Genomic DNA, 24,718 nt, shown 5'->3' with positions numbered 1-24,718 from the left:
AGAACTATCTTCTCTCCTGCCACTGGATTCTCGCTGTACGTTCCCTGGGAGCTTCCTGTGAACGGCTGAGTGCAGGTGAAAAGCTGAGTGCAGGTGAAAAGCTGGGATGCAGGTCCACGAACCGGAAGGAAGCGGCATGTCACTACCTCCATCGTGGAACAGGGACTGCTTGACGTGGCGTATTCCTCTGTTCACCAATAACTCCGATCCCGGAGAGGGTCCCGGCTTCATGCCGCCGGAGTCTTGGGCACAAGCCCTCGCGGCTGTTGCCCAAGATCTGCGCTGCCTGCGATTCGGACCTGAAGTTGTTGTCGATCGTCTGATCTGGGAATTCTCGATCAACAGCGACTACAACGTCACGATCGGCTGGCAGGGCGCACGTGACATCAGCGGATTCAGCTACTTCGATGCTCTGTCGATGAATACTTCATTCGCAGAGGCCACGGTGTGGGTTGCCGACATAGTTCAGACAAACTTGGCCGGCTACGACTTCGTCCAGTGGCCCAGTCGAGGACGCCATCTGCTAAGTCCTCGACTTCATGATGGCGAGCCGGTTTGGATGGATCCGCACGGCGATGTGACGGTCAGTCGCATCGGAGAGTTGTGCGAAAATGCGACCAATGATGCAGCAACGTAGCCACGTTCAATGGGTTCGGCTTTACGGCCCCGTGTCGTCTGCGCTGGTCGGCGGTGTGGTCGCTGCGTACGCAGTGACCGAGTCAAGAGTCGACGACTTCTCATTCTCCGACGACGGCCTCACCTCGGTGGTGATCACGCCGCAATGGGCGGGAGCAACCGCCGCACTGGTTGCGGCGGTCGGCGTTGCGCTACTGCATCGCTGGGGACGTGGCGGATTCGCGAGTGTCTTCGCTGCAGTTGGCGCCCTCGCCATCGCGCTACCAACATTCGTTTCGATCTCCGCCCAAATGTCGGTGACTGTGAATGCAATCGGGGCCGGCGCTTTCCTCGCGGCGGCGGCATTTCCGACGAACGGGCACCGCGGAGCACAAATCGCTCTCGCACTCGGGGTGATCACGACGACCCTGTACTTCGGCGCCGCGGACTTGTGGCGCGATCGCGTCGCCCGATGGTCACTCACCCTTCCAGGCGATGCCTACCCCGTACCATCCACGGTTCCCGTCTGGATTCTGCTCGCTGCAACTCTTCTCGTGGGCGGAGTCGCTTCAGTCGCACGGCCAAATCAGGAGCCGGGCGACGTCGATACGCGCCTGGTGACGCTGGGAGTTGTTCTGCCCCTGGCATTCACGGCCCTGTATGCGTGGTTGGGCTCGACGTCGACATCACATGGGTCCTGGGTGACTGCAGTGGTGATCGCGGTTGCCGTAACGGTCGCGCTGGCTTAGCACTCGTCGCCACACGACGGCCGTTTCATACTCGTCGGACTGGCAGTCAGCGCGGTTTCGGTCTGCACGACCCGATTTTCCTCCGACTGGACTTGGGCGGTGCTCGCGGGCGCTGCTGCCTTGGCACTCGGCGTCGTCGTCGGCTGGAAAAGACCGATGCCCCAACTCGGACTGGGACTCCTTGGCGTGACCGCACTATCAGGATTGTCAAACAGCCCCCTGACCACGCTTTCGTACGTCGTTGTTCTACCGCTGGCGTTGGGACTGGCCGTCACGTCTTGCCTGCCTGTTGCCGTCGGGGCAGTCTCGAGCGGGGCGGTACTGCCCTTCAGTCTTACGCTGTTCTCGGTTTCAGCGACCTTCTTGGAGCCGACCGCGCAGGAATTCGGGTGGTCGAACGGTCCACTCGTCGAACACGGCCCTGTCACGGTGAATACGCCGATTCCTCTGGCTGTTCTCGCTGCAACGGCGACGATCGTGGTGGCCATGACGAGCATCCATCTGAAGCGGGTTCGACCGGCGGTGGTGACCTAAATCGCCACCTGATCAGGTCGTAGCGCAGAATTCTGTTGCTATGGTTGGTTGGTCAACGACGACATCCGGACGAGCGCACCGTACCCGGCCAGCGAAAAGACGGTGCCTTGGGAGTTGTTCACCATGGCATGGATCGTGCTCGTCATTTCCGGACTATTCGAAGCTGTCTGGGCTACCGCACTCGGTAAGTCCGACGGATTCAGCAAAATGTCCCCCACCGTCGTCTTCATCCTCGGTCTGATCGTCAGTATGGCGGGCCTCGCGTATGCAATGCGCACCCTTCCCATCGGGACTGCGTACGCGGTCTGGGTCGGCATCGGCGCCGCCCTGACCGTCGGATATGCGATGGTCACCGGCGCGGAGTCCACGTCGATCGTCAAGATTCTGCTGATCCTGGGAATCGTCGGTTGTGTCGTCGGCCTGAAGGTCCTTCACTGACCGGCGATCCAGGTGAGTGCTTGTGTGTTACCGGTTACAGTTAACGCATGAAACTGCTGGAGATGCTCACGCTTCCCCTACGTGCGGGCATTGCAGCCGCAGAGATCAGTTTGGGGATCGCCGAGCTGACGGTGACGACAGTTCGTATCGCCGTCAGTAATACCGGTGCCGTCACGGCGGGCGCTGCCACCCTGGCAAGCCCCCGCGGACCCATGCAGATGATCCAGCAGTTGTCATCGCTGACTGCAGACGATCGGCCCATCGGCCAGGCCTTGGCCCCCGGTGGGCCGCTCGACCGACTGCTCTCACCTGGCGGTCCGGTCGACAAACTGACTGCACCCGACGGCACACTCGAACGACTACTCGCTCCCGGCGGACCACTCGAAAGACTTCTAGCCCCGGGCGGACCGTTGGATCGAGTGCTCGCCGAGAACGGCGCTTTGGAGCGGTTGCTCGCCCCGGACGGACTCCTCGACCGAATGATGGCCGAGGACGGCCCACTGGAGCGCCTGACAGCACAGGACGGTGCCGTCGAACGCCTGACTGCCAAGGACGGCGTCATCGATCGCGCACTGGCCGAGAACGGCATCCTCGAAACACTCTTGGCGGAGAACGGTGCCTTCGAACGGCTCATCGCCGAAGGCGGCCCGCTTGACCAGATCGTTGCACTGTCCGACACCTTGACTTCGCTGGCTCCCAACCTCGAGCGTATGAGCGCGAGCATCGAGGTGCTTCAGGAAACAGTCGGAATCCTCAGTGCTGCAGTCGGTCCGCTCGGAGAACTGGCCGGCAAGCTTCCCAATCGATGGCTCAAGAGCCGAAGCGATCGCCCAGGGCCGGACCTTCCGATCGAATCGGCATAACAAACGGTTACTCGCCGATTACGCGGTCAGTTGTTGATCACGATATTGAGATTGATGATGATTCCGCCGAAAGTCAGGATCGTGTTGGCCAAGCCGACCGTCATGCCACTGTTCAGAGCCGCGATCAGTCCATTCATCGTCGTATCCCCTTCACTGTCTACGGGTTACGCGTACAAGATTGTGCGCTGGCGCTGACAATAGGCCAAGTTCGCGACCTGCGCGCCATTGCGGAGAAAACTTGTACCTCGGTCGCAGTTTTCACGTTAACTGTTGCAGCACAACATAATTCCGAATTTGGCACACTACCCACTGATGGCCGAATCAAACATCACGATTGGGCATACGTAGCCCACCCCGCATAACCGTCCGGCCCATCAGACACTTGTCCACCGAAACAGAGTGCACAACAGTTAGTCCGGTGCAACAATGAGACGAATCGGACATGCCTGCGACGTGATGGGGAAAGGTGGTTGAGACAATGACGGCGCCGCGCATTGCCAGAGCAGAACACCGCGGCCCCACCGGGGGCCGAAATTCCGCGTCGCAGGACAGCCTGGACGCCGCCTCGGACGCCTTTCAATCGCTCTATGCGCACCTCGATCCACATGCCCAGGCAGAGCAATTCCTCGAACAGGTCTGCAAACACGCCGTCGACCTCATCGCCGACGCCGACATGGCCGGAATTACCGTCGGCGGTTCGGATGCGACGTTCCGAACCGTGGCCGCCACCCACCAACTTGTTCGCACCGTCGACTCAATTCAATTCCGACTGGACTACGGACCGTGCGTGACGTCGTCACGCACGGGCACGGTTGTCCGTGCACATGCCAGCGAAGCCCACAGCCGGTGGCCTCAATTCGCAAGCGCGGCAAAGGTAGTCGGTGCCGTCAGTTTCTTGTCGATGCCGTTACCCGGTAGAGATCGCCCGCTGGGGACCCTCAATCTCTACAGTCACGACCTCCGGGGTTTCACCGGCGCAGACGTGGCATTGCTCCAACTGTTCGCGGTCACCTCGGCCTACGCGCTGCACAGCTCGCAGCGCCTCGACATCGCCAGAAAACACGCGATGGACCTCGAGCGTGCACTCGAATCGAGAGGCGTCATCGAACAAGCCAAAGGCATCATCATGGGCACCCACCGCGTCGACGCCGACGGCGCCTTCCGCATCCTCATCCAGGACTCGCAGCGCAGCAATGTCAAACTGCGAGTAATTGCCCAGCAGTACATCGACGGCGTGATCGACCCGCGCCAGGCTTCGAACAAGCCTGAGACCAACTGAACCTGACAGGCGGCCGAGAGACCTGGCAAACACAGCACCTGAGCAAACACAGAGGCACCCACCATATTTTCGGTGAGTGCCTCTAATTTCGGAGCCTCCTGTCGGGATTGAACCGACGACCTTTCGCTTACAAGGCGAGTGCTCTACCACTGAGCTAAGGAGGCGAAGGCCGACGCGTTGCCGCGACTGACTTTGCGGAGCCATCATATCCAAGCCGTCACGGTGGCCGCGCCCGGGTCACGTTAGATAGCGTGGGCCCCATGCGCAACTCCCACTCCGCCCCCTGATGGCGAAATTCACCGAAGTACTCACACGCCTGACGGGAAACCGGCAAGCCACCGTCGACACGGTCACGTCGGCTCCCGCGCCGCTTCAACCGATCGACCTGACAGACGACGCCGTCGTCGCGGAGGTCCTGGACCTCGCGGTTCGGGTGGGCGAAGTCCTCCTCGCATCCGGAACCGCAGCCATGGACACCGCTGAGCAGGTGCAGTTCATCGCCGCCACGTACGGCCTTGCCCAGTGTGACGTCGACGTCACTTACAACTCGATTGTGCTCTCTGCCTATCGCGGTCCGACGCGGCCGCCGGCGAGCACGATGCGCATCGTCCACTACCGGTCGATGGACTTCACACGACTGGCGGCTGTCGACCGTCTGACGCGTCGCATCCGCCGTGAGGCGATCACCCCGGACCAAGCACACGACGCTCTCACAGCCATCACGACGGCGCCGCACCCGTACAACCGGTGGACCGCGACCATGGCCTGGGCGGCGATGGCGGCTTCGGTCTCAGTCCTGCTGGGGGGTGGGTTCCTCGTTGCCACAGTCGCGTTCTTGACGACGATGGTGATCGACCGCGTCAACCGTGTGCTGAACCGGTTCGGGTTGCCGTTCTTCTTCCAGCAAGTGGTCGGTGGTCTCATCGCGGCTGCGCCCGCCGCCACGCTCTATACATTTCAGGATCAGTTGGGGATCAGCATCCGGCCTTCACTGGTCATTGCGGCCGGTGTGGTTGTCCTGCTGTCCGGGCTGTCGTTGGTTGGCTCGGTCCAGGACGCGATCATGGGCGCCCCCATTACAGCTGTCGCGCGATTCTTCGAAGTGGTGATGATGACGGGCGGCATCATCGCGGGTGTCGCAATCTCGTTGCGAATGACCGGGATGCTGGGTTCGACGCTTCCACCGATCAACGTCGAAGTATCGACCATCACCCAGTTGCCGATCCTCATGCTCTCCGGCGCATGTGCGTCAGTCTTCTACGCACTCGCCTGCTACGCGGAGCGTCGTGCACTCACCGCGGCGTTCCTGGGCGGTGCGGCAGGCAGTGGTGTGTCGATCTTCGTGCAGACACTCGACGTCGGCCCCGTGATCGCGGCCGCGATCGCAGCGACAGTCGTCGGTCTTGCCGGTGGCCTGATGGCTCGCCGCGCCCTGACGCCTCCGCTGGTTGTCGCGGTCGCAGGCATCACTCCGCTGCTCCCCGGCCTTTCGCTGTACCGAGGCCTGTACGCGCTGCTCAACGACCAGGTACTGATCGGTTTGACCGCCTTGCTGTCGGCCTTCGGTATCGGCTGCGCCCTGGCCGCGGGCGTTACCCTCGGCGAATGGGGAGCGCGGACGCTGCGTCGTCCACGAATCCTGATGCGCGTGGACTCGCTACGTCGACCGATGGTCCGCAAGCGCAGGCGTCGAGTTCCCGTCACCGAGAAGTAAGCGTCGTTCAAGCAGAAAGAGCTGGGCACCTGACGGTGCCCAGCTCTTTTCTGTTCACTCGGAAGTTTCCGAGCGGTGAGAGAATCAGCTCTCGACTGCGTGCTTTCCGCCGGCAGCCTGATCGGCTTCCATGGCTTCGCGCAGGCTCTTCGGACGCATGTCGGTCCAGTTCGCCTCGACGTATTCGAGGCACGCCTTGCGACTGTCTTCACCGAACACCACGCGCCAGCCAGCGGGGACCTCGGAAAACGTGGGCCACAGCGAGTGCTGGTCCTCGTCGTTCACCAGCACGTAGAAGCGGCCGTCTTCGTCATCGAAAGGGTTAGTGCTCATCTCGCCTCACTCGTTACGTACGTGTCTTGTGCGCCCAGACTAGCAAGCGCACCAGCTCGGTTCTGGTGGCTCAGTACCGACGCCAGAATCTCCCCCGCCCGCACTGCCACGTTCGACAGCAGCGACGACGTCAATCCGTGAGTCTGTTCTGTCCCACCCTGCAGATAGATACCGCCTGTCACGTCCTCCGTTACAGCCAGTCGATAATCCCGACTGACGTTACGCGGAACGGACGAATCCGGCACGAGTTCACCCAACAAATCGCCCAGCGGTGCCGGGGTGAAACCCGTGGCCAGAATGAGTGCGTCGCACGACAGCGTGTCCGTCAAGCCGTCGAGATTGCTACGGACAGCCAGTTCGATGCCGGATTCGGCCTCCACGGCACTCGTGATCTCCGAGGCCCGACGCATGAACAGTCGCCGCGGGCCGCGGACCATCTCCTGGTATTCGGTGGCATAGAGCTTGTTGATCAGTTCGATGTCGACGACAGAGTAATTGGTACTGCGGTGCAAATCGAGAAGTCGACGTCGTTCCGCGGCGTCGGCGCCGTGCAGTTGATCGACGGCTTCGGGATCGAAGATGCGATTTGCGTAGGGGCTGTCGTCTGCCGGGCTGTAGCCGTAGCGGGCAAAAACACTGTGGACTTCGGCGTTCGGGTAGTTCGCGTGCAGGTAGTCGACGATCTCCGCGGCACTCTGACCGGCGCCGAGAACAACGAACCTGTTGTGCACGGGCTCAGGCATTGCTTCGAGGTGGAAGAGGAACTGGTGATTGTGGAAGCACCGGGACGACGGCGTAGCCCACTCCGGGATCCGCTCTTTCAGTCCGGCGCCGACGACGATGTTGCGCGCGATCACCGTTTCACCGTCGGCTGTGCGAACCGCAAAGCGATCGACCACGCCGTCGGAGTTCCTGATGCCCTCGACCCCGTCGACGGTTGTACCGAACTGCACGTCCGCGTCGACTCGCCGAGCCGCCCAGCACAGGTAGTCGTTGAACTCGTGGCGCGTGGGAAAGAAGGTCTGGTGGTTGACGAAGTCGACCAGTCGCCCCTGCTCGAACAGATACGAGAAGAAGCTGTATCCACTCTGCGGGTTGCGGAACGTCACCAGGTCCTTCGGAAACGCGATCTGCATCGTGGCACCGTCGAGCAGCATCCCGGGATGCCACGCGAACTGAGACTGCTTCTCGAAGAACCGCGCGTTCACCCGATCAACGGCTGCACAATTTGCATTGTGTTCTTCGACAGCGATGGCCAACGCAAGATTGGCCGGACCGAACCCGACGCCGACGATGTCGACCATTGCGGGTTCGGCGCTGGAGTCTCTCGGTGATTCACTCATTACAGGTAGTCCATCCCCGACGGGACGACCTGGTACGGCCGCCAATCGATGTCCCGAAGTAAGTAGCAAAGGCTACCCTTAATGAGGTGAGGGTATCAACACCGTGAGCGCTCGTATAGCGGTCGACCCCGCGGAGGGATGCGACGTATGTCATAGTTTCGCCACCTCGCTCACGTCATCGCCTTCGACGAGTGCCGCAGCCTCGATCACGTCGACCAGCTGACCTGCCCATTCACGGACCGCGCCCGCATCGACGAGGTCGGCACGGAACCCGAGAGTTGCAAAAACTGGCCCTTCGCCGACCGGCTCGTAAAAACTCAACGTCACATCCGCATCGGGCACACCCACCGGAATCGGTACGAGAGAACCGAAGTCGCCGAGCCCGTCCAAATCGGCCTCTTGGTGATGGATCACCATCACCTGAGGTCTCATCGACGCCGGATTACCCAGTGCCTGCTCGACATACACATATGAGACGTCCTGATTGCTCAGCGCTTCCAGATTGCTTTCCCGGATGCGAGCCAGCAATTCTGCAAACGTCGGACTACCGGACGTATCCGTGCGTAGGAGAACAACATTGAAGAATGATCCGATCATCGGTTCGAGACGGGGATCCGACCTGCCCGCAACCAATGAACCGATGGGAAGATCGGTACCCGCTCCAGCCTCCGTGAGGACGCTGGCCAGTGCGGCCTGCAGGACCATGAACATGCTCGTGCCGGTGCGCGCAGCCAGAGCGTCGATCACGGCATGCAGATCCGCGTCGATGTCGACAGCGACCACGTCACCTCGAGGCTCCGAGTCACCCTCCGGCAACGGAAGATTCACACTGGTCGGTATTCCGTCGAGCACATCCTGCCAATACGCAAGTTGCTTCGACGCACGGCTGGTGCCGTCCAGGGGGTCTCCCAACAGTTCGTCGGACCACACGGTGTAGTCGGCGTACGTCAACGCCAACTCGTCCCAGATCGGTTGATCTCCCTGCGACCTGGCTGCATAAGCCGAGACCAGATCTCCCAGCAAGGGCACAACGGACCACTCGTCGACAGCGATGTAGTGCATGACGAGAAGCAGTGTCCGAGAGCCGTCTTCACCGAGCACCAGATGCACCCGCAACGGCGATTGTTCACGCAGATCCATCGGAAGTTGAGCCAGTTCGAACACCACTCGGCCAACGTCCCCGGTGCCGACATCGACCACATCGACAGTCGGTCGCACCGATTCTCTTGCCACGACGATGCCGTCGACCTCGACGAAGGTGGTCCGCAGGGGTTCGTGCCGCGACGTCACATCGTCCAAAGCGTGTCCGAGAATTTCCGGATCGATCTTCGATCTCAGGTTCAGCGCCAGAGCGTGGCTTGCTTGCGGGTGCTCGCCTGCCGCGCGGAACAACTCCCACTGACGACGTTGCGGCGCAGACAGACCCATCGTCTCCGGACGTTTCACCGCCGGCGCCAGGATCGGGCGCCCACCTTCCGAACGCGCAACGACGGCCGCCAACTCCGCAACACTCGGCGCGTCGAATACGTCTCGGATACTGACGTCCACGCCGAACGCTTCGCGAATGCGACCGACCAGTTTCATCGATGCCATCGAATGCCCACCGAGTTCGAAGAAACTGTCGTGGACTCCGACGCTCGGGAGTTGCAGTATCTCCGCGAAGGCAGCCGCGACCGTGGACTCCACTGCGGTGCGAGGAGCAACATCACCCGCCAGCTCCGACCAGTCCGGGGCGGGCAGCGCCTTGCGGTCGAGCTTTCCGTTGGGCGTCAACGGCAGCGGACCGTCAAGGGCGACAACCATGGTCGGAACCATGTAGTCGGGCAACGACACTGCCGCGAGGTTCCGTACTGCCGTCGTGTCGACGACAACACCGGGTTCCGGTGACACGTACCCGACCAGGCGCGTGATTTCGCCCTGCCGATCCGCGACGACCGTCGCCTGCTTCACCGACGGATGGGCACTGAGAGCTCCGATGATTTCACCCAACTCGATTCGGAAACCACGTATCTTGACCTGATCGTCCACGCGGCCGAGGAAGTCGATGTTCCCGTCCGAACGCCACCGCGCGCGGTCCCCGGTGCGGTACATGCGATCGCCCGCGCCGAAGGGATCTGCGATGAATCTCTGTGCCGTCAGATCGAATCGGCCCAGGTACCCTCTGGCCAGGCCGCGGCCCGCGATGTACAGCTCGCCGGATACCCCCGGCGGAACCGGACGCAGTTGATCGTCGAGCACGTACGCCTGTTCGTTGGGGTCGGGGATTCCGATGGGCACGGCGCCGTTCCAACCTGGCTCCGCCTGCCACAGTGTGTTGTTCACCGTGGCTTCGGTGAGTCCGTACGCGGCAAGCAAATTCAGCCGCTCTGCCCATCGCCCGATCAGCTCCGGCGGTACCGTCTCGGTTCCGACCAACACGGTGCAGCCTTGCGGTACTTCACATCCTGCCGGCAGGGCTGCCAGCAACGAGGGCGGGATGATCGCGTGGGTGACACGATTGTTCGTCATGAAATCGGTCAGCGCCGGGCCGGCAACCCGGGCGCTCTGCGGCACGATCACCAGGGTGCTGCTCGTGCACAGAGCCATCGCCAGCTCGAATACCGCGACGTCGAAGCCGACCGAAGCGAACTGCATCACCACCGAACCCGGTACCAGTCGCATCCGAACCTCAGCTGTGGCAACAAGACTCGGAATACCGTCGTGGGACAGCACGGCTCCCTTCGGCTTGCCGGTCGAACCCGAGGTGTAGATGACGTAGGCAGCGTGGCTGACGCCAACTGGTGGCCGGGGAGTTTCCACGATCGATGCCTCGTCCAGTTCTGCGCGGATCAGCGGATCGTCCAGGAGGATTCGCTCGACGCCGACCACATCCTCGATTCGAGAACTCTCCTCGGAGGTGGACAGCAGTACCGAGGCGCGAGAATCGGTGAGCATGTACGTGATGCGCTCGCTCGGGTGACTCAAATCCAGGGGTAGATACGCTGCCCCCAGCTTGAGCACGGCGAGGACCGACGCGACCATCTCCACCGAGCGCGGGACGGCAAGTCCCACCACGTCTTCGACCGAGACCCCGCGCCGATACAGCACACCGGCTATCCGATCACACTGCTCGGAGAGTTCGTGGTACGTGGCCTGCCCCGCTTCGTCGCGCACCGCAATCGCCTCGGGCGTAGCAGCGACTCCACGCGCGAAAGCGTCGTAGAACGTCTCTTCCGGCACGTCGACGGCGGTGTCGTTGAACGCGGTGACAACCTGTTCGAGTTCGCCTGGCAAGAAGATGTCGATGTCACCGATCTCGATGTCGGCCGATTCCACGACTGCAGAGATCACCGATTCCAATCGGTTCGAAATTCGCTGTGCGGTTTCGCGATCGAAGAGGTCACTGCCGTATTCGAGCCGGACGTCGATGCAGCCTTCGTCGCCCAGGTACTCGGTGAAGTTGAACACCAGATCGAACTTGGCCGTGTACTCCTCGAGTTCGAACGGATCCCCGCCCGTCTCCTCGCGGCTGTGATAGCCGACCATGACCTGGAACAGCGGGTTGCGTGCCAGGGTGCGCGACGGATTGAGGCGTTCCACCACAGTTTCGAACGGAACGTCGGCGTTGGCGAAGGCCTCGAGATCTCCCTCCCGAACGCGATCCACCAACTCCCGGAACGTCGGGTTACCCGACGTATCCGTGCGCAGCACAATGGTATTGACGAAGAAGCCGACCAAGTCGTCGAGCCCCTGTTCACTACGTCCGGCTACCGGAGCGCCGAGGGGAAGGTCCTCACCCGCTCCGAGCGCAGTCAGCAACGCCGCCGACGCCGCGTGCAGGACCATGAACATCGAACTCTGGCTCTCGCGCGCCAGATTCCGCAATGCAGCAGTTGTCTCCATGCCCAACCGTGTCACCACTGCCCCACCGGAGAAACTCGGTCTGGCTGGTCGACTCCGATCGGCGGGAAGCAACAGTTCTTCGGGGGCGCCGTCCAAACTCTTCGCCCAGAAGTCCAACTGCGTGCTCAGGACGCTCGACGGATCGTCGGCGCTGCCGAGTAATTCCCTTTGCCACAGGGTGTAATCCGCGTACTGCACCGGAAGTGGTTCGAAAGCTGGCTCCTCGCCCTGAATCCGAGAGGAGTAGGCAGACATCAGATCCCGAAGGAACGGTCGATCGGACCATTCGTCCGTTGTGATGTGATGCAGGACGATCACGACGATTACGGCACCGTCGACTCGGATCAGACGGGCGCGAATCGGAATCTCGTTCGCAAGGTCGAACGGACGGCCCACCGCCGCTGCAACCTCACCGGCGACGCCGGCTTCTCCTGAATGAACTGTCTCGACCGGAACCGTCGCCGATTCGAGAATTATCTGTTCCGGCGTTCCGTCGACCAACCGGAACACCGTACGCAAGGATTCGTGTCGTTCGACCACATCGTCCAGCGCCGCGGCGAAGACGTCCGCGTCCAGTGCACCGTCCAAGCGGAGCACGATCGGGAAGTTGTAGGCCGCGGAGTTCTCCTCCATCTGTCCGATCAGCCACAATCGCTGTTGAGCGGCAGAAAGGGGGAGGTGGTCCGGTCGCGGCTTCGCGACCAGCACCGGTCGCGTCGATCCCTGCTCGGCCGCAATACGTTCCGCGAGTTCCGCGACCGTCGGTGCTTCGAAGAGATCACGCATGGTCAGAGCGTTGGGAATGGCGATCCGAGCTCGACTGATCAGTTTGGTGGCCAGAAGCGAGTGACCACCGAGGTCGAAGAAGTTGTCGTCGACACCGATACCGTCGACGTCCAGCACGTCGGAGAAGAGTTCGCAGAGGACCTCTTCCGTATGGTTTCGGGGCGCGATCGCTACCCCACTGCGCTCCCCCAGCACCGAATCGGCCGTGGGTAGCGCCTTGACGTCGAGCTTTCCGTTGACGGTCATCGGCAATGTCTCCACCTCGACGACCACGGCCGGAACCATGTAGTCGGGCAGGAGAACCCGAGCTCGCGCGCGGTAGTCGTGCGCGACGCCGAGGCGCATCGGTGTCACGTAGCCGACGAGTCTCTTGACTCCACCCGCCCCGACGTCGACCACCACCGCTGCTTGCCGCACGTGTTCGTCGGATTCGAGAACGGAGACGATTTCGCTCGGCTCGATCCGGTGACCTCTGATCTTCACCTGATCGTCGGTGCGGCCGAGGAAGTCAAGGTTGCCGTCACCGCGTCGCCGCACCAAGTCACCGGTGCGGTACATACGTTCTCCGGTCCCAGCCGGATCGGCGACGAAGCGCTCGGACGTGAGCGCGAAGCGTCCGAGGTAGCCGCGAGCCAAACCGGCTCCGGCAATGTACAGTTCGCCGGCAACTCCGTCGGGGACCGGTCGCAGCCAGCTGTCGAGAATGTGCGCGGTGGTGTTCCAGATCGGCTTTCCGACGGTCGGGGTGTCGCTGTCGGACGTTCCGCCGCCGAGAGTGTTGATCGTGTATTCCGTCGGTCCGTAGAGGTTGTAGCCCACGGTTCCTTCGGTGTCGCGCAGCCGGTTCCACACCGAATCCGGAACGGCTTCACCCCCGAGCAGGACAAGCGGCGGACGGTGTTGTCCCACACCGTCGTCGAGAAGTCCGCTGTCGATCAGGTGCGTCGCGTAGGTCGGCGTCACGTTGACGACGTCGATGTCCTGTGCGTCGCAGTACGCAACCAACGCCTCGGCATCACGACGCAGGTCCTCGTCGCAGATGTGCACCTCGTGGCCTTCCACGAGCCACAGAAGTTCCTCCCATGACATGTCGAAGGCGAAGGACACGGTGTGCGCGATCCGCAGGCGTCGGCCCGCCGCGGCGATCACCGGTTCGAAGATCGCCTCGCGGTGGTTGAACTGCATGTTCGTCAGGCCGCGGTAACCGGTGACCACGCCCTTGGGCTTGCCGGTCGAACCGGAGGTGTAGATGACGTACGCGGGGTGGTCGAGTCGATGCGGTGTCCCCGGGGCGAATGCTCCGAGTTCCGACGCGGAGAGTGCCCGCGCCGAGATCGTCAGTCTCCTTGCTGCTGTATCGGGTTCGTCGATCACGATAGTGCGGACGTCCGCACCTTCGAACCTCGGTGAGGCGGCAACGGTTGTCAGCAACACGACAGGATCCGCGTCGTCGATCATCACGGCCAACCGTTCGGCCGGATGGTCGAGTTCGAGGGGTAGGTAGGCAGCACCCGTGCGCAATACCGCGAAGAGCGCGACGACCATGTCCACCGAACGTGGTAGGCCAAGAGCGACAATCTTTTCCGGGCCGGCACCGCAGTTGATCAGCAACCGCGCCATCCGGTTGATCTCGCCGTCGAGATCGGCGTAGGTCATCCGGCGCTTCCCGAACACGAGTGCCGTGTCGTTCGGTTGCGTCGACGCCACCTCTTCGAACAGGTCGGCAATGGTGCGGTCCGGCAACTCTCGGCCCTGCGTCTGTTGTGCCACTGCGGGAACCGGTGTCGCAACGACCGAACCTGTCATGTCCTGCGACCAACTCCGCAGCAGGTCGACGAAGTGACCGAGCAGGTCCTCGGCTCGACGTGCCGTCACCAGATGTGGATGGAACTCGAACTTGACGTTGACGGTGGTGCCCGGTGTGACCACGACGGTCAGCGGATAGTGCGTGTGATCGATGCTGTCGCTGCCGCTGACGTCGTGGGCGGCATTGAGCGCGTCTACTTGCTTCTCGTCCACGAAGTTCTGCAGGACTATCAGCACGTCGAACAGTTGACGATGCTCGGAAACACGTTGGATCGAGGCCAAGCCGAGATAGTCGTACGGCATCAGCGAGAGACGACCCGCCTGCGTGCGACGCAACAGCCCCTCGACGCTCTCGTTCGGATTCAATTGCAGCCGAACGGGAACCGTGTTGAGGAACATGCCCACCACGGTGTCGATTCCCGGCACTTCGGGAGGCCTTCCGGCAACGGTGGAGCCGAAGACGACGTCCGGTCGACCGGTGGCCGACGCCAGCACCAGGGCCAACGCTGCATTCAGTACCGTGTTGAACGTAACCCCGGACGCGGCAGCGCGCTCACGCAATGCACGCGAAAGCGATTCCGACAGAACCACATCACGGCGATCTGGAAGCTGACGTTCGGCGCCTGGCGCCGCCACGGCAACAAGCGTCGGCTCCTCGAGTCCTGCCAGCGCTCCGCGCCACGCCTCGTCGGCGGCAGCTCCGTCGCGGCCGGCCAACCAGGCGAGGTACGTCTCGAACGACCCCTCGGGTTCGCTGAATGCGCTGTCGTCACCGCCGGTATCGTAAAGCGCCAGAAGCTGACTGACGACAAGGCCGTTGGACCAGCCGTCCCACAGCAGGAACTGCCTGTTGATCACCAGACGATCCTGGCCGCCGGGCAGATGCAGCACACTCATACGCCACAGCGGCGGCGCGGTCAGGTCGAATGGAGTCACTCTGTCTTGGGCAGCAATGCCGTCGGCGCGCTCACGAGCAGTCGAGTCGTCCAGTTCACGGAGATCGTGGACGGCAACCGGAACGTCGAGTCCCGCACTGAAGAACTGCACCGGCTCGTTCAGGCCTTCGCTCACGAATCCCGCACGCAGGGTGGGATTTCGTCGTTGAAGTGTCCGGGCGGCCGCAGTCAACCTGTCTACGTCGAGCGTGTGCCCGAAGTCCATCGAGAACTGAGCCGTGTAGATGTCCCCGCCAGCGCTGTCACTGCTGCCTGAGTATCCCGCCTGGAAGTACAGGCCCTCCTGCAAGGGTGAGAGCGGGAGGATGCTGCTGACACCTGCCGGACTCGCATCGGCGATCGCGTCGATCTCGGTCTGACTCAGGTCGAGCAACGTCACATCGGACGGGGTCAGAATGGGAGGCCCGGCGTGACGCGCGGCCGCAGCCGCCAGATCGCCGAGGGCCGAAACCCAGCCGTCGGAGAGTGACTGCGCGTCCTCCTCGGACAAATCTTCACTTGCCCAGGCGAAGTCGGCGCGAAGCTCCGAATCCACACTGACGACATTGACGATCAGCCGGTACGGGCCTCCCATGTCTGCGTCGGGATCGGTGGACATGGCTTCGGATTCGGCGGCCAGGGACCATGCTGTCGATCCAGCTGTCGTCGTACGTCCGAGATAATTGAACAGGATCTGAGATTCGGAGCGCCCCGCCAATGTCGTTGCCGTGCGGGCATTCACGTACCGCAACATCCCGTAGCCGATGCCGCCGTCGGGCGCACTTCGCAGGCTCTCCTTCACCTCGCGCAGTGTGGCTACCGGATCGGTTCCGGCGTGCAGTCGCATAGGCGCGATGGTGGTGAACCAGCCGACTGTTCGCGACAGATCGGTTCCCGGTACCAATTCCTCGCGGCCGTGCCTTTCCAGATCGACCAGAAGTTCGCGCTCACTGCGGCCGGTAGAACGCCGCCAGCGATCGACGGACATCGCCAACGCGGCCAACAGAACATCAGTTCCTTCGGCACCCACCAGTGCCGCAACCGATCCAAGTGCCGCCTCGGAGATTGCTCCGTCAACCGTGACCGTGCGCCTCGAACCTCCGGATACAACGGCATAGCCCTCGACACCGGGTATCAACTGCGCGCCCGGAGCGGTCACGGTCAACCAGTGATCGAGTTCGGCAAATCGATGAGCGCTGTATGCGTGTTCGGCCACCGTACGGGAGAAGGTACGCAGCGAAGTTCCGACGGCATCCAGTGCGGTAGGCTCTCCGGCTTCGACTGCCACCCAGGCCATCGCGAGATCCTCGAGCAAGGTCGCCCAAGAAACTCCATCCACGACCAGGTGGTGTGCCACTATCGCGAGTCGGCCCAGATTCTCAGCGCCACAATCGAACCAGACCACCGAGATCATCCGCCCTGCAGACGGATCCAATCGGCGGGTCGCTGCTTCCGAGTGCTCCGCAATGAGCGTTCGCAACTCGGAATTGCCCAGCCCCCGAGCGTCGACTCGTTCGACGACGTCCGCTGCCCGGACACTACCGGGTTCCTCGACCCGTGCCGACCACATGCCGCGGTCATGACGGATCAAGGTTTGGCGGAGTCCGTCGTGGTGATCGAGCACGGCTTGCAATGCGTCGGTGATCGATTCGAGAGATGTTGCCGGAGAGTGGATCAGAACTGCCTGGTTGAAGCGATCGGTACCACCCGCCCATTCGGACAAGCGGTGAACCACAGGCAGCGGAACCAGCTCACCCACGCCGATGTCGGCCGTGACGGTGGCATCCGAAGTGACAACATCACCCACTGCTGCGGCGATCGCAACAGGAGTGCGCAATTCGAAGATCTGACGCGGGGTCAGTACTACCGAATCACGACGAGCCAGGTTGACCAGTCGGATCGCCAGGATACTGTCGCCGCCTAGAGTGAAGAAGTCGTCGCGCACCCCGACTCGAGGCAGGCCGAGAACCGTCGCGAAATGCCCGGCGAGGAGGTCTGCAACACCTGAAGAGACACCTCCCACCGTTTCGCCTATCTGTGCCGCGAAATCCGGTGCAGGTAGCGCTTTTCGGTCGAGCTTGCCACTCGGGCTCAGCGGCAGTGACTCGAGCCGCACGAAGGCGCTGGGCACCATGAACTCCGGTAGCACTGACAACAACTGAGCTCGAACCGCAACATCATCAGCATCTCCGACCAGGTAGGCGACCACTTGTGCGCGGTTGCTCGGACCGTCGGTTCGGACGATCACGGCACTTGCCGTGACTCCGGGGCACAGCGCCAATTGCGCTTCGATTTCGCCGAGTTCGATTCGGAATCCACGAACCTTCACCTGCTCGTCGACACGGCCGAGATACTCGAGAACGCCGTCGGCATTCCAACACACGATGTCACCGGTCCGGTACATCCGCGAGCCTGCATGTCCGTACGGGTTCGCCACGAATCTTTCGGAGGTCAGTCCCCCACGTCCGTGGTAACCACGCGCCAGTTGTGGCCCCGCCAGGTACAGCTCACCGGTGGCACCGGCCGGGACGTTCTGCAGGTACGGATCGAGAACGAACAGTCCGGTGTTGGCGGCGGGTACGCCGATCGGGACGCTGACGGCATCGGCCGGAGTTTCCTGCACCGACGGCTGCCAACTGACGTCGACGGCAGCCTCGGTGGGGCCGTAGAGGTTGTCCACCAGAGTATTCGGCAGGATCTCGGCTACCTTGCGTGCAACGTGAACGGGCAGCGCCTCACCGCTGCAGTTGACGATCTCGAGCGAAGAGCACAGTGCTGCTTTCGGCTCCGCGAGAAACACTTCAAGCATCGACGGAACAAAATGCACTCGGGTCACGGAATGTTCGACGATGACGTCGGACAGATAGCCAGGGTCCTTGTGCCCGTCCGGCTCGGCCATCACGAGAGTTGCCCCCACCAGGAACGGCCAGAAGAATTCGGGAACGGAGACGTCGAAACTCGACGGGGTCTTCTGGAGCATCCGGTCGGAGACGTCCAGCGGACGTATCTGCTGTGCCCAGAGCAATCGGTTGACCACACCCTCGTTGGTGACCACAACGCCTTTGGGACGACCGGTCGAACCCGAGGTGTAAATCATGTACGCGGCATCCGCGGGCGATCCTGGGACACTCAGCGGATCGGCGGGGAACTGCGCCGACTCCGATACCGTCACCCGCGGAACCGAACCCGAATCGAGTGAAGAATCTTCCGACACCACGACGCACACAGGATCGGCGTCACCCAGCATGTACGTCAGCCGCTCCGCCGGGTAGCCGGTGTCGAGGGGAACGTATGCTCCCCCGGCCTTTCCGATGCCGAGTATCGCGACCATCAATTCGATCGAGCGCGGCAGGGCAACGGCCACCAACGATTCGCGTCCGACGCCCCGTTCGCGCAACAGACGCGCAAAACGATCGGCGCGAGAGTGAAGTTCAGCGTAGGTCAATACCTCGTCGCGGAAGATCACAGCGGTGGCTTCGGGCGCACGCTCAGCCTGATCCCGCAGCAGCTCGGTCAGCGTTGCACGCGGCTGGTCCAAGACCATACCGACACTCCCCGGCTGGGCGGGTGCCAGCGCGATCCGGCCGATCACCTGTTCGAGATCGCGGGAAAGCTCTGCGAGCACGACTGCAAGAGCTTCGGCCAGCGCCTGCGCAGCGTTGCCGTCCACCTGAGCGGCGTCGTACTTCAGCTCCAACGCCAACCGATCGCCTGGAACGACGATCAGCGTCAGTGGGTAGGCCGGTCGCTCGTCGAATCGAATTCCCGTCAGTCGCAAAGAATCTGTCGGATCAGCGATTGCCGTGTCACCGAGGGGATAGTTCTCGAACACGACCAGCGATTCGAAGTTCTGCTCCAGTCCGCCGGTCCGTCGCAGTTCGGGCAGCCCCACGTACTGATGGTCGAGTAGCTCCGACTGTTCATTCTGCCAACGAGAAAGTGCTTGCGAGGCAGGCTCTGCCGGGTCGAAGCGCAATCGGGCCGGCACTGTGTTGATGAACAAGCCCACCATGGTCTCGATACCGGGTAAGTCGCCGCCGCGCCCCGATACGGTCGAGCCGAACAGCACGTCCGTTCGGCCGGCCATTCGGCCGAGAACCAATCCCCAGGCGCCATGCACAAGTGTGCTCAGCGTAAGGCCGTGTGAGCGTCCGTTGGTCGTCAGTGCACGAGTATCGCTGTCGGTCAGTTCGACTCGGGTAGCGTGAATCCCGCTGCTGCCGGTGCTCGGGGCGGGTAGTTCGATGGCGGGACCGGGAGAGTTCAGCGCTTTCTCCCAGACTGCGGCCGACGTCTCGTGATCGTGACCGGCCAGCCATTCGAGATAGCTGCGGTACGGCGCCGGACTCGGGAGCACGACGCCGGAATCTCCGACGCCGTACAACGCCATCAGTTCCCGCAGCATCACCGGGACCGACCATCCGTCTGCAACCGCGTGGTGAATCGACTGCAGCAGAAGGTACTTCTCCGAAGATACACGGACAAGCGTGTAACGGACGAGTGGCGGTTGCGCGAGGTCGAACCCACGCGCACGGTCGGCGGAGAGCAGTTCATCCACATCGGCGCCGGCCACCTCGACTACTGCCATCTCCACGACGACGCTCGGGTGCACCACCTGCACCACCCGGCCGTCACCCAGGACTGAAAATCCGGTGCGCAGTGCCTCATGCCGATCGACGACGGATTGCAGCGCACGGTGCAGCGCCGCACTGTCCACCGCTCCGGACAGCTCCACAACCTGTTGCACGACATACTGATCCGCCCCCGGATCTGCAAACGCCGAATGGAAATAGATCCCTTCCTGCAGCGGAGTGAGTGGGAGAATCTCTTCAGCCTTCGGCAACTCGTCCACATCTGCCTGAGTGAGCGCCACCAGAGGGTAGTCCGAGGGTGTGGCTCCGCCAAAGGCTGCAAGCCCGGACACGGCCTTGAGCGAGTCCAGCCACAGCCGCGCAAACCTGTCGATGTCGCTACGCAGGAAGATGTTCGACGCCCAGGTCAGGGTGGCTCGCAGTCGTGGCCCACCGGCGGCGTCCTCGGCTACGACGTCGACAGACAACGCGTGTCCCAACGGCATGGACGGATCGGCAGCACCGTCCACCGACACCGGGAACCAGTCCCCCTCCGCTGCGGCAGTGCGTCCCAGATAGTTGAGCACTACCTCAGGCGCTGCGACGCTACCCAACTGATCCGAGCTGCCGAGGTATCGCAATGCTCCGTACCCGAAGCCGGCGTTCGGGACCCGTCGAAGTTGCTCCTTGACGCTCTTGAGAACCCCCGCCAGATCGTCGGTCGCGTCGAGATCCGCAGCGGCTGTACCGATCTCGAGCGCAACCGGGAACACCGTGGTGAACCAACCGACAGTTCGTGTCAGGTCCACATGCGCAGCGCCGTCGCCGCGAACGATGCCTTCGTCGCGTCCGTGCCCTTCCAGGTCGATCGTCACCAATCCGGCCCCGCTCCAACGGGTCAGCGCCACGGCAAGTGCGGTGACCAGCACTTCGCTCACATCGGCCCCGAACGCCCGTGGGACACTGCCCAACAACCGATCTGCAAATTCTGGAGGTAGGGTGATCGATCGCGCCGCAGCGGTGCGCGCGAGGTCAACTGCCGGGTCGAGTGCCCGACGGCCGAGAGATGCCCCTTGTGCGGACGTCACCGAGTCCCAGAACTCGATTTCCGAGTCCAGTCGCCCGGCTCCGACCGCCTCCGAGACGAGTTCGGCGTACCTTCGCACCGACGTGCCGACCGGAGCGAGTGCGGGTTCGTCGCCATTCATCGCTGCGATGCCGGCGCGCGCGAGGTCCTCGAGGATGATGCGCCACGAGACGCCGTCGACCACCGCGTGGTGGATGACAAGCAACAGCCGTCCGGGACCGGTCACAGGGCGGAACAGAACAGCGCTGACCATCGTGCCGCCGGCCGGATTCAGACGGCCGACAGCTCGCTCGGTCTCGGCGAGGATCAACACTCCGCATTCTTCAAGTGGCGCCGGTAGTGCGCAGGTCTCGAAGACCACAGCCGCGTCGTTTGTCTCCGGAACAAGCAGCGTTCCTTCGGAAGTCAACGTCGCACGAAGTGCATCGTGGCGCGCCACCAGGGCGTCGAGCGCCGCCTGGACATGCTCGGCAGTCAAGGCTGACGGGGTCTGAATCAGCGCTCGCTGGTGGAAGGTTCGTACTACATCCGGCGTCCCGAGGGCCCTGGCGGCAATCGGCGTCGTGGCTACGTGGCCGATCGGTTGGTCCGCGTGGTCGACGATCTCAGTCGTTCGGCCGGACTGGGCACGCGCCATAGCCTCGGCGGTGCGCAGTTGGAACACCTCGCGAGGACTGATCGACAAACCGGCAGCACGAGCCGCGGTCACGAGTGAGATCGCGACGATGCTGTCGCCGCCCAGTGCAAAGAAGTCGTCGGTCACGCCGACCGAATCGAGGCCGACAGCCGACGCGATCAACGTGCAGAATTGTTGTTCGACTTCGTTTCTCGCGGCGACATGCGCACTCAGTTCGGCGAGATCGGGCTCGGGAAGTGCGCGGCGATCGAGCTTGCCGTTGGCCGTGAGCGGAAACTCCGCGAGGACGGTGACGGTGGTCGGGACCATGTAGTCGGGCAGCTTGCTCGCCGCCCACTCGCGAATGTCCCGCGAGTCGATTGCGAGGTTCGTCCCCGACGCTGCACTCACGTAGGCGGCGAGATACTTTGCGCCTGTGGGTGCTTGACGCACCAGAACTGCCACGTGACGCACTCCGGGGTGCGAGATCACGGCGGCTTCGACATCCTCGAGTTCGAGACGCATGCCACGGATCTTCACCTGGTTGTCCGTGCGTCCGAGGAAGTCGAGGGTGCCGTCTGCGGTCCATCTGGCCAAGTCACCGGTGCGATACATCCGGGATCCGGCCAGATCGCCGGAAACAAAGGGATCCGCGACAAAACGAGACGCGGTCAATGCCGTCGCACCCACGTATCCGCGTCCCAGCAGGAAGCCCGCCGCGTAGAGTTCGCCGCCCGTGCCGACCGGAACCGGCTGCAGGTCGCCGTCCAACACGTACAGGCGAGTGTTGGGGTTCGGGCGCCCGATGGATGTGACGATTCGTTCCGCGTCTTCGCGGTAGATCACATGGGAGACACCGATGGTCGCTTCCGCCGGCCCGTAGCCGTGATACAGCGTCGTGGACAGTTGGGCGCGGAACCGATCGAAGAGTTCAGGCGTGAGAACCTCACCGCCGCACCACACATGCTTCACCGAATCGAGCTGATCGCTCCCGTTCGCCAGGTCCAGAAGGATGTCGAGCATCGACGAAACCAGGTAGACGAAGGTGACCGATTCTCCGGCGATAAGGTCGAGCAGGTATTGCGGGTCGCGTTCCCCCTCGGGCTTCGCGATCACCAATCGACCGCCGGATACAAGCGGGAGCAGGATCTCGTTGATCGAGATATCGAACGAGAGTGGAGCTTTGAACAGCGAAGCATCGCCGGACCCGAACCCGAGAATCCGCTCCCGCTGCCACAGCAACCTTGCACAGATTGCCTCGTGGCGGATCATGGCGCCCTTTGGACGACCGGTTGAACCGGACGTGAAGATGACGTACGCCAGTTGGGCACCGTGAATACGAACGTCGGGTGTCATGACCTCGGACAGGCACGAAGGCCCGTCCTCGTACGCCCACGCGGAGAGATCGACCGGAACGGAGTCGTCGGCACCGTCGGAGGTGAGCACCAGTGTGGCACCGGCATCGGCGAGTACCGATTCGCGGCGCTCTGCGGGCCACGACGGATCCAGTGGCACGAAGGCGCCACCAGCGCACATGACGGCCAACAACCCCACCACCATCTCGGCGGATCTCGGAAGCCCGATCGCCACAAAGGTTTCGGTTTCCACACCGCGAGAGACCAGGTGCGCGGCGAGCTGCGATACCCGAGATTCGAGTTCGCCGTATGTCAGCCGGACGTCGCCGTCGACCACGGCGACAGCGCCCCGGTCGGCAGAGAAGCTGCTGCGCAACAAATCCGGCACCGTCGTGACGGGCTGCGGCTCTGCAGTGTCGTTCCACCCGTGGAGCACGAGTTCTCGCTCGGCCGGAGCCATGGGGTCGAGTGCCGAGACCGGAAGCTGCGACTCGGCCACGAACCGATCGAGGAACTGTTCGATTCTGGCGGTGTGATCAGCCAGTTCGCGGTCGAATCCGGCCGGCGCGCGGACGTCGATTTCGATCGGCTCCCCGTCCTGACCGCCGCGCACACTCAGTTCCAGGTCGCCGACCCGCCCCGTTACCGAATTACGCACGCGCACCGGGCAACCGCCGAAGGTGAGAGTGTGCTCGAACATCATCGAGTTGATGCCGGGACCGAAGACCTGGCGGTCGGGATCGATCGTCCGAATGTCGCGAGCGAGATCCTCGCCCCGGTACCGACCGTGCTTGAGAATCGAGATCAGGGCGGTGTCGAGACGAGTTGCCAACTGACCGATGGTTTCCGAGCGCTCGACTCGAATACTCAGCGGCAGAATCGTCGACGCCATCGAGGGAGTGCGACGCATGTCGCGGCCCACTCGAGCGGCCATCGGTACCGAGACGACAACGTCGTGTTGTCCGGTAGCGCGTGCAATGTACGCGATCAGCGCGGCCATGGGCAGGCGAGTTCGTCGAATCCCGGCCTCACCCGCATAGCGATAGAGCTGTGCTGCACGATCGGCATCGAGCGTGAGCATCGCCGAGATCGGCGGCAGCGAATCATCGACCTGCCCATGCAGAATCCGCGTCGCTTCCGGTCCTGCTTCAACTCGCTCCACCCAGTACTGACGGTCGAGCAGGAACCGTGGAGAGTTTCGATATTCCAGATCGGCCGCAACCACCGCATCGAGTGGCCATAGCGGCGCAGAAGTCTCGAGATTCGGATCGTCGTATCGTTCGGCGACGTCGGCGACGATGAGCGAGATGCCGTACCCGTCGACCACACTGTGGTGATAGCGCTGGTACCAGATGACTCGGTCGTCAGCGGTCAGCAGAAGTGTCTGACGGAAGAGCAGATCGTCCGCCCCGAAGACCCGAGCCATGTCGGTGTCCATCCACAATTGCGCAGCCGAATCGGGATTCGGCTCGCCCCGAAGGTCGAGTACTTCCACTTCCCAGCGCGCCTCCGGAATCGGCACCTGAATCAGCCTGTTGTCGGCATCCACCCGAAAGTGCACGAACAGCGCTTCGACACGTCCGACAGAGGCCTTGATCGCCGCTGCCGCGCGGTCGACGTCGATCGTCCCGTCGACCTCGACGACAAGTCCGATGTTGTACACCGGACTGCTCGGATCGACGTTCTGAGCAACCCACACCTCACGCTGAGCGGCCGTCGCCGGGAGCGCTGCATCCAGATCGGCACCGCCCGATACCGCTGGGTGAGCTACCTGAGAGTGGTCAGACATCGAGAATCCGATCATCGTCGTTC

10 protein-coding genes, 1 tRNA gene and 1 riboswitch are annotated in these 24,718 nt (G+C 62.8%); of the genes, 7 read left to right on the top strand and 4 right to left on the bottom strand.

Annotated features, from left to right (window positions below):
* Positions 1-136 precede the first annotated feature (136 nt).
* The 6 genes from R4P65_RS23815 (at position 137) to R4P65_RS23790 (ending at position 4,478) form a co-directional block, all read left to right on the top strand.
* Positions 137-637, top strand: a complete 501-nt coding sequence (locus R4P65_RS23815; RefSeq protein WP_317828363.1) for a hypothetical protein — start codon at positions 137-139, stop codon at positions 635-637.
* Positions 621-1,364 carry a hypothetical protein gene (locus R4P65_RS23810; protein WP_317828362.1) on the top strand — a complete coding sequence of 248 codons (744 nt, stop codon included), beginning with the start codon at positions 621-623 and terminating at the stop codon, positions 1,362-1,364. The genes R4P65_RS23815 and R4P65_RS23810 overlap by 17 nt, the downstream gene beginning before the upstream one ends.
* Positions 1,365-1,463: 99 nt before the next feature.
* On the top strand, positions 1,464-1,898 hold the full coding sequence (locus tag R4P65_RS23805; protein ID WP_317828361.1) for a hypothetical protein: 435 nt from the start codon (positions 1,464-1,466) through the stop codon (positions 1,896-1,898).
* Positions 1,899-1,944: 46 nt separating this feature from the next.
* Positions 1,945-2,007: riboswitch (guanidine-III (ykkC-III) riboswitch) on the top strand.
* A 14-nt stretch (positions 2,008-2,021) separates the two neighbouring features.
* Complete coding sequence (locus tag R4P65_RS23800) at positions 2,022-2,336, top strand: DMT family transporter (RefSeq protein WP_230815099.1); 315 nt, start codon at positions 2,022-2,024, stop codon at positions 2,334-2,336.
* A 47-nt stretch (positions 2,337-2,383) separates the two neighbouring features.
* Complete coding sequence (locus R4P65_RS23795; RefSeq protein WP_230814902.1) at positions 2,384-3,199, top strand: ABC transporter; 816 nt, start codon at positions 2,384-2,386, stop codon at positions 3,197-3,199.
* Positions 3,200-3,677: 478 nt separating this feature from the next.
* Positions 3,678-4,478 carry a GAF and ANTAR domain-containing protein gene (locus R4P65_RS23790; protein WP_317828360.1) on the top strand — a complete coding sequence of 267 codons (801 nt, stop codon included), beginning with the start codon at positions 3,678-3,680 and terminating at the stop codon, positions 4,476-4,478.
* Between the two features lie 92 nt (positions 4,479-4,570).
* Here R4P65_RS23790 and R4P65_RS23785 read toward each other — a convergent pair.
* Positions 4,571-4,642: transfer RNA gene (locus tag R4P65_RS23785), tRNA-Thr, on the bottom strand.
* 122 nt (positions 4,643-4,764) lie between these two features.
* On the opposite strand from R4P65_RS23785, the gene R4P65_RS23780 reads away from it, so the two are divergent.
* Positions 4,765-6,192 (top strand): threonine/serine exporter ThrE family protein, encoded by a 1,428-nt coding sequence (locus R4P65_RS23780; protein ID WP_007734361.1) that lies wholly within the window; start codon positions 4,765-4,767, stop codon positions 6,190-6,192.
* An 84-nt stretch (positions 6,193-6,276) separates the two neighbouring features.
* Here R4P65_RS23780 and R4P65_RS23775 read toward each other — a convergent pair whose 3' ends face one another.
* The 3 genes from R4P65_RS23775 to R4P65_RS23765 all read right to left on the bottom strand — a co-directional run bounded on the left by R4P65_RS23775 (position 6,277) and on the right by R4P65_RS23765 (position 24,695).
* On the bottom strand, positions 6,277-6,525 hold the full coding sequence (locus R4P65_RS23775) for an MbtH family protein (protein WP_003945538.1): 249 nt from the start codon (positions 6,523-6,525) through the stop codon (positions 6,277-6,279).
* Positions 6,522-7,868, bottom strand: a complete 1,347-nt coding sequence (locus tag R4P65_RS23770) for a lysine N(6)-hydroxylase/L-ornithine N(5)-oxygenase family protein (protein WP_317828359.1) — start codon at positions 7,866-7,868, stop codon at positions 6,522-6,524. Before R4P65_RS23770 ends, R4P65_RS23775 begins: the two co-directional genes overlap by 4 nt.
* Before the next feature lie 150 nt (positions 7,869-8,018).
* Positions 8,019-24,695, bottom strand: a complete 16,677-nt coding sequence (locus R4P65_RS23765; RefSeq protein WP_317828358.1) for a non-ribosomal peptide synthetase — start codon at positions 24,693-24,695, stop codon at positions 8,019-8,021.
* Positions 24,696-24,718 lie beyond the last annotated feature (23 nt).

The sequence above is a fragment of the Rhodococcus sp. IEGM 1318 genome (genome assembly GCF_033142465.1).
Classification (GTDB): domain Bacteria; phylum Actinomycetota; class Actinomycetes; order Mycobacteriales; family Mycobacteriaceae; genus Rhodococcus_F; species Rhodococcus_F qingshengii_B.
The sequence above is the reverse complement of the archived record's forward strand: the minus strand, read 5'-3'. Positions and strand labels throughout refer to the sequence as shown.